Annotated in this window: 11 protein-coding genes; 3 read left to right on the top strand and 8 right to left on the bottom strand. The window is 73.5% G+C overall.

Annotated features, from left to right (window positions below):
- Window positions 1–36: 36 nt before the first annotated feature.
- Both U874_RS0112125 and U874_RS0112120 read left to right on the top strand, forming a co-directional pair.
- The gene (locus U874_RS0112125) at window positions 37–1,485 is read left to right on the top strand and encodes an MFS transporter (protein WP_025134804.1); all 1,449 of its coding nucleotides are present in this window, start codon (window positions 37–39) and stop codon (window positions 1,483–1,485) included.
- Between the two features lie 287 nt (window positions 1,486–1,772).
- A complete protein-coding gene (locus U874_RS0112120; protein WP_025134803.1) occupies window positions 1,773–3,389 on the top strand; it encodes an ABC-F family ATP-binding cassette domain-containing protein in 1,617 nt (538 codons plus the stop codon).
- Here U874_RS0112120 and U874_RS15700 read toward each other — a convergent pair.
- Window positions 3,386–5,557: a choice-of-anchor Q domain-containing protein gene (locus U874_RS15700; RefSeq protein WP_025134802.1), complete on the bottom strand. Its 2,172-nt coding sequence runs from the start codon at window positions 5,555–5,557 to the stop codon at window positions 3,386–3,388. The two genes, U874_RS0112120 and U874_RS15700, sit on opposite strands and share 4 nt — an antisense overlap.
- 269 nt (window positions 5,558–5,826) lie before the next feature.
- On the opposite strand from U874_RS15700, the gene U874_RS0112110 reads away from it, so the two are divergent.
- Window positions 5,827–6,621: a TerC family protein gene (locus tag U874_RS0112110; protein WP_025134801.1), complete on the top strand. Its 795-nt coding sequence runs from the start codon at window positions 5,827–5,829 to the stop codon at window positions 6,619–6,621.
- On the opposite strand, the gene U874_RS0112105 is transcribed toward U874_RS0112110, so the two are convergent.
- The 7 genes from U874_RS0112105 to U874_RS0112075 form a co-directional block, all read right to left on the bottom strand.
- Complete coding sequence (locus tag U874_RS0112105) at window positions 6,618–8,390, bottom strand: ABC transporter ATP-binding protein (RefSeq protein WP_029988368.1); 1,773 nt, start codon at window positions 8,388–8,390, stop codon at window positions 6,618–6,620. The two genes, U874_RS0112110 and U874_RS0112105, sit on opposite strands and share 4 nt — an antisense overlap.
- Entirely contained in the window at window positions 8,387–10,039 is a 1,653-nt protein-coding gene (locus U874_RS0112100; RefSeq protein ID WP_036058160.1) for an ABC transporter ATP-binding protein, read from the bottom strand. Before U874_RS0112100 ends, U874_RS0112105 begins: the two co-directional genes overlap by 4 nt.
- Window positions 10,036–10,824: an ABC transporter ATP-binding protein gene (locus U874_RS0112095; protein ID WP_025134799.1), complete on the bottom strand. Its 789-nt coding sequence runs from the start codon at window positions 10,822–10,824 to the stop codon at window positions 10,036–10,038. Before U874_RS0112095 ends, U874_RS0112100 begins: the two co-directional genes overlap by 4 nt.
- 9 nt (window positions 10,825–10,833) lie before the next feature.
- The gene (locus tag U874_RS0112090) at window positions 10,834–11,928 is read right to left on the bottom strand and encodes an iron chelate uptake ABC transporter family permease subunit (RefSeq protein ID WP_025134798.1); all 1,095 of its coding nucleotides are present in this window, start codon (window positions 11,926–11,928) and stop codon (window positions 10,834–10,836) included.
- The gene (locus U874_RS0112085) at window positions 11,925–12,938 is read right to left on the bottom strand and encodes an iron ABC transporter permease (RefSeq protein WP_025134797.1); all 1,014 of its coding nucleotides are present in this window, start codon (window positions 12,936–12,938) and stop codon (window positions 11,925–11,927) included. Before U874_RS0112085 ends, U874_RS0112090 begins: the two co-directional genes overlap by 4 nt.
- Window positions 12,935–13,996, bottom strand: a complete 1,062-nt coding sequence (locus U874_RS0112080) for an ABC transporter substrate-binding protein (protein ID WP_025134796.1) — start codon at window positions 13,994–13,996, stop codon at window positions 12,935–12,937. The genes U874_RS0112085 and U874_RS0112080 overlap by 4 nt, the downstream gene beginning before the upstream one ends.
- A 153-nt stretch (window positions 13,997–14,149) precedes the next feature.
- Complete coding sequence (locus U874_RS0112075) at window positions 14,150–14,995, bottom strand: AraC family transcriptional regulator (protein ID WP_025134795.1); 846 nt, start codon at window positions 14,993–14,995, stop codon at window positions 14,150–14,152.
- Between the last annotated feature and the right edge of the window lie 50 nt (window positions 14,996–15,045).

Raw genomic sequence — 15,045 nt, 5'->3', positions numbered from 1 at the left:
GATTCACCGTCAGACCGCCGGACAGATTCGAGTCGCATGCCCTCCCCCGCCCCGCAGCCGAGCACCGCCCCCATCCCGCTCCCCGCGGCGCCGCCCGCCCCGCAGCGCTCCTCCGCCCGGCTCGTCTTCGCGCTCGCCACCGCCGTGCTCACCTTCTCGATGATGCAGACGCTGCTCGTGCCGGCGCTGCCCACGTTCATCGCCGAGTTCGGCGTCGATTCGGCGGTCGCAGGCTGGATCCTCACGAGCTACCTCCTGTGCGGCGCCGTCGCCGCACCGATCCTCGGCTCGCTCGGCGATCGCCACGGGCACCGGAAGATTCTGCTCCTCGCGTTCGCCCTCTTCGTCGCGGGAGCCGTGCTCGCCGCCGCAGCCTGGTCGCTCCCCGCGCTCCTCGTCGGCCGGGTGCTGCAGGGTGCCAGCATGGCCGCGTTCCCGCTCGCGCTCGCCATCGTGCGGCGGCACACGAGCGGCGCCGCGCAGCGCTCCGCGATCGGCTGGCTGAGCGGCACGATGGGCCTCGGCGCCGGAGCCGCACTCGTCGTCGGCGGCGTGATCGTCGAGGGCCTCTCCTGGCACTGGCTCTTCATCACGGGCGCGCTCATGGGCGCGCTCTCCCTCCTCCTGATCAGCGTCTGGGTCCCCGCCTCGCCCCGCGGCGCCGCGGCGCCGACCGACTGGCCCGGCACGCTGCTCCTCACGACGGGGCTCCTCGCCCTTCTGCTCGGCATCTCGCAGGGCACGGCGTGGGGCTGGGGGTCCGCCGCGATCCTCGGGCTCTTCGCACTCGCCCTCGCCGCGCTCGCCGCGCTCGTGGCCGTGGAGCTCCGCACGGCGGCCCCGCTCATCGACGTGCGCACGCTCGCCCGGCCCGCGCTCGCGGTGACCAACGGGCTCACCCTCTTCCTCGGCTTCATCCCCTACCTCTTCTACGTGGGCCTGCCGATCCTGCTCCAGGCCCCCGCTGGGGCGGGCGTGGGCCAGGGCTTCTCCGTCACCGAGACCGGCATCGCGCTCCTCCCGGGCGCCGTGCTCGTGTTCCTCGGCGGGCGCTTCGCCCCCTGGCTCATCGCGCGCACGGGATCGCGCGTCACCGCGCTCTCGGCGCTCGCGGTCATGGCGCTCGGGAGCGCGGGCGTCGCTCTAGGTCCCGGCAGCCTCGCCGTGGTCGTGGTCTTCTTCTCGCTCATCGGGCTCGGCAACGGCATCGGCTTCGCGGTCGTCGCCGACCTCGTGGCCGGGCTCGCCCCGCGCAGTGAGATCGCCGCGGCGCTCGGCGTCAACGGCGTGCTCCGCACGGTCGGATCGGCGCTCGGCACCCCGGTGTCGACCGCCGTGCTTGCGGGTGCACACACCGGCGCGGCCGGGGCCTCCGCTGCGGGCGCCGTCGATGCGGCACCGTTCACCACGCTCTTCGCCATCGCGGCGGCCGTGAGCGTCATCGGCGCGCTCTGCTCCCTCACGCTGCGCGCGCCCCGCGACTGAGCGGCGCGCCCGGCCCGCTGCTACACTGGCCGCATGGATCTGATCGAAGTGGACGGCAACTAGCCACCGCCCCGCCGGTGGCACTCGCGCCCCGTCGCGCGAGCACGCGCCCCAGCTCCGCAGGAGTCCGCCCCCACGGGCGTTGACCGCGGACCGCGCCGCCGCCGTTCCTCTCCCGCAGCACCGCTCCCCGTGACGCGCGTGCGCCACCGCGCAGCGGTGCACCGGCGATCCCGGCGCACCCCGCGGGGCCGCCGCGCGCCCGAGCACTTCGAAAGGCGATCGCCATGTCCTCTTCACCAGCCATCACTCTCCACGACCTCTCCTTCTCCTGGCCCGACGGAGCGCCCGCTCTCGACCACGTGTCGGGCACCCTCAGCGCGGGCCGCACCGGCCTCGTCGGGCGCAATGGCGCGGGCAAGTCCACGCTCCTGCGCCTCATCGCGGGCGAGCTCGCACCGAGCTCGGGCCGCATCGTCGCGAGCGGCGAGGTCGGCTTCCTCCGCCAGACCCTCACGCTCCGCGCGGACGCACCGCTCGCGGAACTGCTCGGGATCCACCGCACCCTCGCCGCTCTGCGCGCCATCGAGGCGGGCGATGTGGCGCAGGAGCACTTCGACGCCGTCGGCGACGACTGGGACATCGAGTCGCGCGCCGGGGAGGCGCTCGATCAGCTCGGCTTCGCCCCCGCAGACATCGATCGGCGGGTCGGCGAGGTCTCCGGGGGCGAAGCCATGCTCATCGCGATCATGGGGCTCCGGATCCGGCGCACCCCGATCACGCTGCTCGACGAGCCGACGAACAACCTCGACCGCCGCACCCGGGCGCGCCTCGGCGAGCTCGTCGACGCGTGGCCCGGCACGCTCGTCGTGGTGAGCCACGACCGTGAGCTGCTCGAACGGATGGAGCACACGGCCGAGCTCTTCGCCGGCCGGATCGAGAGCTTCGGCGGCCCCTACAGTGCGTGGGAGGCGCACCACGCGCAGCAGCAGGCCGCCGCCGAGCAGGCGGCGCGGAGCGCGCAGCAGGCATTGAAGGTCGAGAAGCGGCAGCGCGTCGAGGCGGAGACGAAACTCGCCCGGCGCGAGCGGACCGCGAAGCAGACGCAGGTGAGCGGCGGAATCCCGAAGATCCTCGCGGGCAATCGGGCCAGCAAGGCGCAGGCGTCAGCCGGGGCCTTGCGGGGCACGCTCGACAGCAAGGTCGACGCGGCGCAGGCGGCTGTCGATGCGGCGGACGCCCGGGTGCGGGTCGACGAGCGGATCAGTCTCGCACTCCCCGACCCCGGGGTGCCGCGCGGTCGCCGTCTCGCCGAGTTCCGCTGGGACGGGCGGGCGACGGTGCTGCAGGGGCCCGAGCGCACCGCACTCGTCGGAGCGAACGGCTCGGGGAAGTCGACGCTCCTGGCTCAGCTCGTGCACGGCGGGGAGCCCGCACCCGGTCGGCCGACGGCCACGCTCCTCACCGATCGAGTGGGATTCCTCGCCCAGCGCCTCGACGGGCTCGACGAGGCGGCCAGCGCGATCGAGAACGTGCAGGCGGTCGCCCCGGAGGTTCCCACGGGGACGATCCAGAACCAGCTTGCGCGGCTCCTCCTGCGCGGCGAGGCCGCGCACCGGCCCGTGGGCACGCTCTCGGGCGGCGAGCGGTTCCGGGTGGCGCTCGCGCGCCTGCTCCTCGCGGATCCGCCCGCGCAGCTCCTCGTGCTCGACGAGCCCACCAACAACCTCGACCTCGCGAGCGTCGAGCAGCTCGCCCAGGCGCTCGATGCCTACCGCGGAGCGCTCCTCGTCGTGAGCCACGACTTCGCGTTCCTCGAGCGCCTCGGCCTCGACACGGTGCTCGAGCTGGACGGCGATGCCGGGCTCAGGGAGCTGCCCGGCCTCGCCGCCCACACCGGCTAGCGCTCGCCCGCGCGGCGGCGGAAGAGCAGCGCACCGGCGCCGGCGAGCGCGAGCCCCGCGCCGAGCAGCAGCCCGAGGCCCGCGTCGGCACCGCCCGTCGTCGCGAGCTCGGGCTTCGGCTCGGGCTTCGGCTCCGGCTTCGGTTCGGGCTCCGGCTTCGGTTCGGGCTTCGGCTCGGGCTTCGGTCCGGGCTCCACGGGATGCACGATGGTGCCGCTCGCGAGGGTGCGCGCTCCGAGCTCCGCGTGCGCGCTGGGCTCGGTCAGCTCGAGCTGCATGGCGAGCTCGCCGCCGCCGATGCGACCCGGCCCAGTCTCGATCGTCACCTGTTTCGGCGCGGTGTCCCCGGCCGCCCAGGTGAGGGACGTGGGCTCGATCGCGGTGAAATCGGTGCCCGCCAGGGCCGAGCCGTCGATCGCGCGCACCTGGGCCGAAACCTCGCCCGTCCAGGGGATCTCGCCCTGCACGTTCTCGCGGGTCACCGTGAACGTCAGGGCGCCCCCGGCGTCCACACGCTGATCGCCGCCGAGTTGCAGGGTGCTCACGCCGGAACTCAGCTCGACCGCACCGATGTCGGACCCGGCGCCCTGGGGCCGGGCGATGCCGCGCTGATCGAGCTCCGCTCCGGGGGTCGCTGCCGCGTCGATGAGCACCGAGCCCGGCTGCGGCAGGAACACGGGCGTCGGCCCCGAGCTGTCGGCCAGCTCTCCGAGCGCGAACTCGGCGCTCGTGCCGACCACTCGGCCCGGGCCGGGCGCGACCCACGCCTCGCTCGGCGCCTCCGTGTACGCCATGAACTGCTCGGTGGCCACGAGGTCTGGCTGCGTGCCCGGCGCCGGGCCGGAGGTGATCAGCCCGCCGGAGCGGCCGTCGAAGACCGAGCGCTCGAACGACACCGTCGCGGGCATCTGGTGCGCGTCGATCGCGACCCCGCTGTCGACCATCGTGACGTGCTGCAGGCTCGTCTCCCCCATCGCGCTCGCGAGATGGATGCTCGGCGCGGCGGCGTCGCCCACGAAGGTGGAGTTCGTCACGGCGAGGAGCCGAGACGCCCCGGTCTCCGCGCCGTCGGCGCTCTCGATTGCGAGGTCGCGCGCAGGCGCGTCCGCGCGGCCGGGGGCCGCGCCGGTGGTGTTGCCGGAGAAGGTGCTCCCCTCGACGACGACGAAGGAGGCGAGCTCGTCCGGGTCGTCGGCCTGGCGGCTCACGTTCTGCACGAGGATGCCTCCCGCGCCGCCGCCGCTGTTTCCGACGAAGCGACTGTTCGTCACCGACAGCATGGGCGCCGCGCGGTCCGCAGGCGGGTGCTCCTCGTCCAGCTGGGAGAAGTACAGCCCCTCCATGCGGATGCCGCCGCTCGCGTCCTCGGAGCCGGCGTTGTCCTCGAATACGGAGTCGGACACCGTCACGTTGCCGTGCATGCCGTCCCAGCCGGATTCGAGCCCCGCCTCCACGGCGAAGCCCGTCATGCGGTTCCCCGTGAAGAGGCTGTTGCGCACGGAGTACGTCCCGCTCACCCCCTCGTTGGAGATCGCCAGGGCGGCCTCGGACGACGGGTCGTCCGTGCGCGGGCCGTTGTCCGCGAACACGCTGTTCACGACGTCGAGACCGACGAACGGCCAGGTGTCGCCGACGACGAGGGGCTGGTACTCGAATCCCGAGACCGTGACGCCGCTGAGCCCGAGCGCGCAGATCGTGCTCGAGAAGTCGAGGCCGCTCTGCTCGGGCTGCGTTCCCGTGAAGCGGAGATCCGTGAGCTGCACCGCGAAGTCGTCGACGCCCGCCTCGGTGAAGAGCGGCTCGGAGCCGCCGATGTGACGGACCTCGGCGGGGCTCCCCGGCACCGAGCTGCGCAGCACGGTGGGGTGGCTGAGTGTGAGCTCGCCGACGGACTCGACGACGAGCCCCGAGTCGAGCACGATCTCGGCGGGCCCGTCGTGCGCGGCCGCCTGCTCGACCGCCCAGCGGAGCGTGCCCGCGACCGCCGCGTCGTCGCCGGGCTGCGTGACCACGAACACGGCACTCCCCGCGGGCGGGGCGAACGGGAACGTGATCCCCCAGCAGGGGCTGTCGAGCGGGTCCTGCGCGAACGCCGCCTGCGGCACGAGCGCGGTCGAGATCACCGCCGCCGCAATCGCCGCACTGCCCAGCCGTCGAACTCGCCCCATGCCAGCCTCCTCGCCATCGTGCCCGCGACTCCCCCACCGGGAACGGCGCACCGTTCCACAGCATAAGCCGACACTGAATTTCCTGTCTAGCACCCGTGGATCTTCTACGCGAAGCCTGTCAGGGGCACTCGGTGCGGGCCGCGCGCCCGGGCGCTTCGCCGATCCCCCGGCGCCGTCCGCCGCGAATGCGCCGCAGATGTGCCGCGAGAGTGCCGCGAGTGCGCTGAACGAACGCTGTGAGGTGCCGGATCGTGCCCTAGCGTAATTCCATGGAGTTCGACTTATCCCTCTCCCCCGACCTCGTCGCCGTCTTTCTTGCGCTCTTCCTGCTGGAGGTGGTGCTCGGCGTCGACAACGTGATCTTCATCTCGATCCTCGCCGGCAAGCTGCCGCCGCACCAGCAGGCGAAGGCGCGGAAGCTCGGCCTCAGCCTCGCCATGCTCATGCGCGTGGTGCTCATCTTCTTCGCGGGCTGGATCATCACGCTCACCGATGACTTCATCGAGATCGGCGACTTCGGCTTCTCCGTGAAGGACCTGATCCTGATCGCGGGCGGCCTCTTCCTGCTCACCAAGGCGATCCAGGAGATCCACCACAAGTTCGAGGGTCACGACGAGGAAGCGCCGAAACCCGGCGCCGTCGCGACGACCTTCGGCGCCGTGATCGCGCAGATCCTCGCGCTCGACCTCGTCTTCTCGCTCGACTCGGTGATCACCGCGGTCGGCATGACCTCGAACATGATCGTGATCATCGCCGCGGTGCTCGTGTCGTTCGGCATCATGCTGTTCGCCTCCGGCACGATCTTCGCGTTCGTCAACCGCCACCCCACCGTCAAGATGCTGGCGCTGTCCTTCCTGCTCCTCATCGCGGTGTTCCTGATCGCCGAGGGCTTCGGCGTGAAGATCGACAAGGCGCTCATCTACGGCCCGATGGCCTTCGCGGTGCTCGTCGAGACGCTGAACCTCGTCGCGCAGGGACGCGCGGCCAAGCGCCGCGAGCGGGAGGCCGAGGCGGAGATGCCCGCGGCTGCGAGTATCTCCGCGGAAGAGCCGCCCGCCGCCTAGCGGCCCCCGGCCGGGGGCTCGGTCCGCGCCTGCGCGGCCCAGAGCTCCCGGTACGGCCCGGGCGCGCGCACGAGCTCCTCGTGCGCGCCGCGCTGCACGGCGCGCCCCTCGGCGAACACCACGATCTGCTCGGCGGAGACCACGGGGCCGAGCTGGTGCGCGATGAGCACGGCGGTGCGCCCCCGCCGCACCCGCGCGATCGCCGCGTCCACGGCGGGCCGCGCCTGGAGGCCCACCTCGGCGGTCGGCTCGTCGAGGATCACGATCGCGGGGTCGGCGAGCAGCGCGCGGGCGATCGCGAGCTGCTGGATCCGGCCCTCGTCCCAGGACTCCGCGTCGGCCCCCGCGTCCTCTCGATCGAGCGCGGCGAGCGCCCAGTCCGCCCCGACCGCCGCGAGCGCGGCGCGCAGCTGCTCGGGATCCGCATCGGGTGCGGCGAGCGTGAGGTTCGCCGCGATGCCCCCGCGGAACTGGTGCAGCTCCTGCGAGATCGTGTAGGGCTCGGCCGCGGTGCGCAGCCGCCCGGAATCGGGGGCGTACTGCCCCGCGATGAGCTTCGCGAGCGTGCTCTTGCCCGAGCCCGAGGCGCCGACGAACGCCGCCGTCGTGCCCGCGGCGATGCGGAGCGTCACCGCGTCGACGCCCCGCCCCGTGCGCGGGTAGTGGAAGGTCACGGCGTCGAGGGCGACGGCGGCGGAAGTGTCTGCGGTGCCGGCGGGCTCGGCAGCGGTACTGGCTGGCTCGGCAGCGGTGTCGGCCTGGGCCGCGGCGCCGTCCGTCTGCGCCGCCTCGATCACCCCGACGAGCCGGGCGAGCCCGATCGTGGCGCGCTGAATGTCGTCGAGCCCGAAGATGAGCTGTCCGATCGGGCCGAAGAGCCGGTGGAACACGAGCGCCGCGGCCGTGACCATGCCCACGCTCACGGCGCCGGCGCCGCTCAGCGCGAAGCCCGTCGCGAGGAGCGCCACCATGCCGATGGCCTCACCGCCGTTGATCGCGAAGAACAGCCGGTTGCGCAGCCGGGCGCCAACGATCTGGGTGCGGATCGAGGCCCGCGCCCGCTCGGCCACCCGCTCGATCGCGTGCCCCTCCTCGCCGAGCGCGGTGAGGGTCTCCCGCCCCTCGACGGCCTCGAGCACCGCCTGGCTGCGCGCCGCCTCGCGCTCGCGCACCTCGCGGAACACGACGCGGGAACGGCGGAGGAAGATCCGCGTGCCGATCGCGTAGCAGGGCAGGGAGGCGAGCCCCGCGAGCGCTAGCCGCACGTCGATCGCGGCGAGCGAGACGAGCGAGACCGCGATCGCGAAGAGCGCGGAGAGGAGGGTCGGCATGAGGTCACCCCCGGCCTCGGCGACCGCTTCGACGTCGCCCGTGACCCGCGAGATCAGGTCGGCACTCTCCCCGTCGTCGATCTCCGCGACCGGGAGCGACATCGCCGAGGCGAAGACCTCCTCGCGCAGCGCGGCGAGCGTCTCCTGGACGAGCCCGACAAGCACGCGTGTCCCCCACAGGCCGACAAGCGCCGCGGCGATCGCCCCGGCCGCGGCGCCGAGCACCCACGCGCCGATGGCGGCGGGGCCGGCGTCGCGCACGACGGCGTCGACGATGCGGCCGAGCGCGAGCGGCAGCACGAGGCCGAGCACGTTCGCAAGGAGGAGGAGCGCGCCCGCGGCGCAGCTCCGGGCGCGGTGCCGGGAGAACAGCCGGGCGAGCACCCGGCGCACCTCGCGGCCGTTCGCGATGGGGAGGATCGCGCGGTGGGCGCTCATGCGGACTCCTCCGTGGCCGGGGCGTGCCACTCGATCACGCGCTCGCACGCGCCGAGCAGCACGGGCGAGGACGAGATGAGCACGAGGGTCTCCGGGCGGGCGGCGAGTTCGGCCGCGATCGCGGCCTCCGTCACCGCGTCGACCGCGGAGGTCGGTTCGTCGAGCACGAGCACGGCGGCATCCGCGTGGAGCCCCCGCGCGATCCCGATTCGCTGCCGCTGCCCGCCGGAGACGCGGCGGCCGCCCTCGCCGAGCGGCGCCTCCCACCCACCGAGCTCGGGGACAACTGCGGCGAGTGCCGCGGCGTCGATCGCGGCGGCGCTCGGCTCGGCTCCCGATCCGGCAGCTGCCGGGCCGAGCACGGCCACGCGCAGGCTGTCGCTCGCCATGGCCTGCCGGTGCGGGAGCGACACGACCGCGCGACGGAACTCCTCGGCGCGGAGGTCGCGGGCGTCCCGCAGCTCGCCGCCGTGGGCGACGGCGAGCACGCCCCGGGGCACGACGGCGCGGTGGCCCAGCACGCGCGAGGCCGCGCGTGCGGCGGCGGTGTCGGCGGGGCGGATCCCGAGCTTCTCCCCGCGCCGCACCTCGACGCGCGGCGCCCCGGCCCGCTCGCTCCCGCCGGGCACGAAGCTCAGCACGACGTCCGGGTGCGCGGGGCGGCCGGCGCCGGCCTCGGGGGCCGGGAGGAGGTCGGGGGTGTTGATGAGCTCGGCGAGCCGGCGCGCGGAGGCGAGCTTGTGCGCCCAGTTCGCCGGGAATGAGCCCGCGTGCGCGAGCGCGCCGCTCACGAACTGGGCGAGGCCGAGCACCGTGACGAGCTCGCCGATGCTGATGCTGCCGGCGCTCGCGAACCAGGCCGACAGCCCGGCGAGGCCCGCCGTCGCGAGCGCGGCGAGCGTCGCGCTGACCGCCTCGGCCCCCGCGAGCGCGCGGCCCGCGCCCGTCGCCGCCCGGCGGGATCGGTCGCTCGCCGCGGCGTAGCGTCGCACGGCCTCGCCGCGCGCGCCCATGCCGACCAGCACGCGGAAACCCGACATGAAGTCGGCCGCGACGGCGCCCGCTTCCGTCGCCGCGCCCTGCTCCACGAGCCCCCGGCGTTCGAGCGGCCGGGACACGAGCCGCATGACGAGCATCATGAGCGCCGTCGCGACGAAGACGACGATGGTGGCCGCGGGCGAGATGACGAGCATCGCGCAGGCCGAGGCGACGATCGCCGCCACCGTCGCGCTCTGCTGCGCGACCGACCAGGCGACGCCCGCGACGCGGTAGGTGTCCGAGGTGACGTAGCCGAGCGCCTCCCCCGCGCTGAGCGCGCGGGCCGGGAGGCGGGGGCGCAGGAGCCGCGCGAGCGCGAGGTTCCTGAGGGCCTGCTCCCCCGTCCCGTAGACCGTCACCATGAGCCGCGACGCGCCCTGGTAGGAGAGGGTGAGCACGAGGAACACGGCGAGCAGCACGCCGAGCCAGATCCCGAGCGCCGCGACGTCGGCGGGGAGCACCGCCCGGTCGACGACGATCCCGATGAGCACCGGGATCGTCGTCTCCGCGAGCGCGTGCAGCACGAGCAGCCCGGTCGCCCCGGTGAGCGCGAGACCGCGGCCCTCGCCCGCGAGCGCGAGCCGGAAGAGCGAGCCGGGCGTCGCCGTCATCGGCCAGTCCTGCCGAGCGGCAGCACGAGCGGGGCGCCCGAGACCGGATCCTCGATCACCCGGCACGGGAGCTCGTAGACGCGCTCGACGAGCTCCTCCGTGATCACCGTGCGGGGCTCGCCCTGCGCCACGATCGCGCCGTCGCGCATCGCGACGAGGTGCGTGGCGTAGCGGGCGGCGTGGTTCAGATCGTGGAGCACTGCGACGACCGTGGTGCCGCCGCGGTGCAGTTCGGCGAAGAGTTCGAGCAGGTCGATCTGATGGGCGATGTCGAGATACGTGGTGGGCTCGTCGAGCAGCAGGTGCCCCGTCTCCTGCGCGAGCGCCATGGCCACCCAGACGCGCTGGCGCTGGCCGCCCGAAAGCTCCTCGACGAGGCGGTGGGAGAGCGCCGTCGTCGCCGTTGCCGCGAGTGCCCGGGCCACGGCCTCCTCGTCGGCCCGACTCCAGGTGCGCAGCGCGCTCTGGTGCGGGAAGCGTCCGCGCCCCACGAGGTCGGCGACGGTGATCCCGTCGGGCGCGATGGCCGACTGCGGCAGCAAGCCGAGCCGCCGAGCCACCTCCTTCGGCGGGCGGGAGTGCAGCTCGGCGCCGTCGAGGAGCACGGCCCCCGAGCGGGGCCGGAGCAGCCGGGAGAAGCCACGGAGCAGGGTCGACTTCCCGCAGGCGTTCGGCCCGATGATCACGGTGAACGATCCATCGGGGATGTCGAGCGAGAGCGACTCGACGATGGCGGTGTCGCCGTAGCCGAGGCTCACGTCGCGTGCGCGGAGAGCGGAGGTCATGGGGTCCTTTCAGGGGGTGCGCCGGTACTGCACCGCGAGCAGCCAGGCGAGGTAGAGGCCGCCGAGCGACACGGTGACGACGCCGACGGGGACGAGCGCGAGCTGCGCGATCGCGTCCGAGACGACCACGAGCACGGCCCCCGTGAGCATGAGCGGAAGCGTGCCCATCGGGGTGTTCGAGCGGATGAGGCGCTGGCAGATCTGGGGCGCCGCCAGCGCGATGAAGGAGATCGGCCCGGCCGCCGCCGTGACGAGGGCGACGAGCGCGACGCCCGCGAGCATGGCCCCGAAGCGGAGGCGGCCGGGGCGGATCCCGAGCGCCGCCGCCGCGTCGTCGCCGAGTTCGAGCAGCGGCAGCGTGCGCGCGAGCGGCAGCGACGCGCAGACCACCACGGCGAACACGAGCGCCGCGGGCAGCAGCTGCTCGAAGCCGAGCGAGGCGAGCGTGCCCGCGCCCCAGGTGGCCACCATCATGGCCTGCTCGACGCTCACGGATATGAGAATCCAGGAGCTCAGCGAGCCGAGCCCGGCGGCGACGCCGATCCCGACGATGATCAGCCGGAATGAGCTCGTCGTCCGCTTCGCGGCGAGGGCGTAGACGAGGAGCGCGGTGAGCAGCCCGCCGATGAGCGCGCCCGCGGCCTTGAAGAGGTACGTGTTGAGGCCGAGCACCACGAGCGTGAGCGTCACGCCGAACTGGGCACCCACACCGAAGCCGATAATGTCGGGCGAGCCGAGCGGGTTCCGAGTGAGCGACTGGAAGATCCCGCCCGAGAGCGCGAGCGCCGCGCCCGTGAGCACCGCGAACAGGAGCCGGGGCAGGCGCCACTCGAACACCACCTGGCGCGCGTCGGGATCTGCCGCGGGGTCGACGAGGGCGCGGAGCACGGTGGCAGGATCGAGGGCGTACGAGCCGATCGTCAGGGAGGCGATCCCGACCACGACGATGACGGCGGCGAGCGCCGCGCAGACCGCGAGCGCGCGAACGGGCACGCGGCCGGAGGCGCGGGCGCCGTCGAACCAGAGCTCCCGGCGCCCCGTGCGCACGAGGGGTTCCGCGCGTCGACGGAGCGGGGCGCGGCCCCGGGTGTCGATGCGGCTCACAGGGCGATCACCCGCCTGCGCCGGACGAGGGCCACGAGCACGGGCGCCCCGACGAGTCCCGTGACGATGCCCACCCGCAGTTCGCCGTTCGGCAGGGCGATCCGGCCGAGGATGTCGGCGAGCAGCAGGAACGTCGCCCCGGCGAGCACCGAGTACGCGAGCACCCAGCGCTGATCGGGCCCGGTGAACCAGCGCACCGCGTGGGGCACCATGATCCCCACGAACGCGATCGGCCCGGCCGCGGCGACGCTCGTCCCGGCGAGGAGCGTCACCGCGAGCACGACGAGCACCCGGGTCACACGGATCCGCGCACCGAGCGCACCCGCGAGCTCGTCGCCGAGGGCGAGCGCGTTCAGCGAGCGCGCGCTGGCGAAGCCGAGGAGCAGCCCGGCGAGGATCAGCGGACCCGCCCACGCGAGCTGGTCGAGCGTGCGTCCGCCCACCGCGCCAACACCCCAGAAGCGCATCACCTGCAGGGTGCTGTGGTTCTGCAGCACGATCGCGGTCGTGAGGCCCGTGCAGGCGGCGCCGAGGGCAACGCCCGCGAGGGTGAGCTTGCCCGGAGTGCCGCCGGAGGGGCCGAGCGAGCCGAGCAGCGACACGAGCAGCGTGAGCGCGAGGGCGCCGAACAGGGCGAACGGCACGTACGAGCCGGGCGCCGTGAGCCCGAGCACCCCCACGGCGAAGGTCACGGCAAGTGAGGATCCCGCGTTGACGCCGAGGATCCCGGGGTCGGCGAGCGGGTTGCGGGTGAGCGCCTGGATGAGCGCGCCGCACACCGCGAGCGCGGCGCCGACGAGCGCCGCGAACACGGTGCGCGGCAGCCGCAGCTCGAGCACGGTGAGGTGGAGCGGGTTCTCCGGATCCGGCGCCGTGAGTGCCGCGATGACGGTGCCGGGGTCGATCGCCCGGCTCCCCACCGCGAGGGAGGCGACCAGGGCGGCGACGAGCACCGCCCCGGCGACGACGAGCCCGGCGCTCCGGGCGGCCCCCGTGGTGCGGGCGGTCACTTCCCGGTGATCGTCGGCGTGCCCTGCAGCGCGTCCGCGAGATCGGACACGTACTGCGGGAGGATGTACTGCAGCGAGAGCACCGTCGGCGCGCTGATCGCGGAGGCCTGCGCGGTGTCGCCGTAGATGACGTAGGCGTCGTTCGCGATCGGCTGCCACTTCGAGACGACCGGGTTCTCGACGGTGAAGGTGCCCTCTTCGGCGCTTCCCGCCCACGCCGCGAAGAGGTCCGCCTCGACGTCGCCGAGCCGTTCGAGGCTCACGCCCGTGTACCAGTTGTCGCCCTCGGCGGTGGAGAGGAACGTGTCCATCGCAGAGGTGGAGCGGAAGCCGAGCTCCTCCGTGATGCGCACCCGCGGATCGTAGTTGAGGTAGACCCCGAGATCGGTGGATCCCTCGGTGAGCGTGAGGCCCCACACGAACGTCTTGTCCTCGAACTCGGGGTGATCCTCCGCGAGCGAGCTGACGAGCTCCTCCGTCTCGGAGATCAGCTCCTCCGCCTTCGCGTCCTCGGACATCGCGGTGCCGATCGTGCGGGTCATCTCCTCCCAGGTGCTCGGATCCCAGGGTCGCGTGAGGTACGGGAGGGTGGGCGCGATCTCGCTGAGCCGCTGGTACTCCACGTCGGTGAGGCCGCTGTACAGGCCGATGATGAGATCGGGGTCGAGCGCCTTGATCGCCTCGTAGTTCGGGCCCTCCTGCGCGTTCGGGATGATCTCCGGCGTCTCGCCGTAGTGCTCCATGACGTAGTCGGAGAACCAGGGCTGGTAGCCGCTGTCATCGGCGCCCCAGACCTCCTCGATGCCCACGGGGTTCGTGCCGAGCGCTGCGACGATGTCGGGGCTCATCCAGCCGAGCGCGACGATCCGCTTCGGCTTCTCCGGGATGGTGGTGCTGCCGTGCGCGTGCTCGATCACGACGCCGTCGCCCGATGCCGACGCGGGGTCTGCGCCGCCCGCGCTCGGGGCGCAGCCGCTCAGCGCGATGGCTGCGGCGGCGAGCAGCGCGGTGAGCGATGCGACGCGACGGATCTGGGGGCGCACGAAGGTGCCGGGCATGGTTCTCCTCGGGAAACGCGGAACGGATCGCCACCCTGTCATCAGATGTAGGCAAGGGTGACCTTACTCATTCGATGCTAGGGGGCGGCCGACGGCGCGTGTGTTGCCGAGCGGACGAGTTCTATCCCGAAACCGCCAGCTCCCGGGACGGGCTCAGCGCCAGTAGTTGCGCTGGGCCGAATCCGACTGGGCCCGCGCCACGTACTGCCGCGGCGTCACCCCGAAGCGCCCCTTGAACGCCGCGGAGAACGCGCTCGTCGAATCGTAGCCGCAGCGCTGGCCGGCGATGCCGACGGGCGTGCCCTCCACGATGAGCCGCGCGGCGGCCGTCATGCGCACCCCCGTGCGCCACTGCCCGAAGCTCATGCCAATGTCGCCCGTGAAGACACGCAGCACCGTCCGCTCGTGCAGGCCGTGGGCGGCGAACAGCTCCCGGGCGGTGCGCCCGTCACCGGGGTCTGCGAGCACCTCCTCGACGAGCGAGCGCACCCGCTCATCCGCCGGCACCGGCACCTCGCCCACTTCCTCGGAGACGTGCTGCGCGGGCAGCTGGAGCATGTCGATGAGGACGCGCTGGATCCGGATCCGGAGCGCCGGATCCATGTCGTTCGACGCGAGGTGGAGCAGCATCTCTTGCACCGCGCGCGGCACGGGCACCCGGCTCACCTCGGTCACCGGAGCGTGCAGCGTCGCGTCGGGCACGTAGGTGTAGCAGCCGATCGCGTGCCGCTCGTGGCGCGCCGTGTGCGGCGTCCGCGCCGGGATCCAGATCCCCTGCCCCGGGCCGAGCTGCCACATGGCGCCCTCGAGGTAGATCCACACGGTCCCCCGGTAGCACCAGGCGAGCATCGCCTCGGGGTGCGTGTGGGGCGGCGAGATCGGCTGCGAGGGATCGACATCGTCGCCGCCGACCACCCCGGTGCCCATGAGGAATGGGTCGCTGATCGCCGGCGGGTGATCCCCGCTCGCGCTCCAGTCCGGCTGACGATACGCATTCATCAGATGTTGAGCGTACCAGCGGGGCTGCGGGGCCGGGGCTGGGGCCGGGG

The organism is Leucobacter sp. PH1c, assembly GCF_000633415.1.
GTDB lineage: Bacteria > Actinomycetota > Actinomycetes > Actinomycetales > Microbacteriaceae > Leucobacter.
Note: the sequence above shows the minus strand (reverse complement) of the source record. Positions and strands in the feature narration are given on the sequence as shown.

Excerpts from the sequence above, each read along its gene's own strand:
- U874_RS0112075 (WP_025134795.1), bottom strand. The coding sequence starts at position 14,995 with ATGAATGCGTATCGTCAGCCGGACTGGAGCGCGAGCGGGGATCACCCG.
- U874_RS0112105 (WP_029988368.1), bottom strand. The coding sequence starts at position 8,390 with ATGAGCGCCCACCGCGCGATCCTCCCCATCGCGAACGGCCGCGAGGTG.
- U874_RS0112100 (WP_036058160.1), bottom strand. The coding sequence starts at position 10,039 with ATGACGGCGACGCCCGGCTCGCTCTTCCGGCTCGCGCTCGCGGGCGAG.
- U874_RS0112120 (WP_025134803.1), top strand. The coding sequence starts at position 1,773 with ATGTCCTCTTCACCAGCCATCACTCTCCACGACCTCTCCTTCTCCTGG.
- U874_RS0112080 (WP_025134796.1), bottom strand. The coding sequence starts at position 13,996 with ATGCCCGGCACCTTCGTGCGCCCCCAGATCCGTCGCGTCGCATCGCTC.
- U874_RS0112095 (WP_025134799.1), bottom strand. The coding sequence starts at position 10,824 with ATGACCTCCGCTCTCCGCGCACGCGACGTGAGCCTCGGCTACGGCGAC.
- U874_RS15700 (WP_025134802.1), bottom strand. The coding sequence starts at position 5,557 with ATGGGGCGAGTTCGACGGCTGGGCAGTGCGGCGATTGCGGCGGCGGTG.
- U874_RS0112125 (WP_025134804.1), top strand. The coding sequence starts at position 37 with ATGCCCTCCCCCGCCCCGCAGCCGAGCACCGCCCCCATCCCGCTCCCC.
- U874_RS0112110 (WP_025134801.1), top strand. The coding sequence starts at position 5,827 with ATGGAGTTCGACTTATCCCTCTCCCCCGACCTCGTCGCCGTCTTTCTT.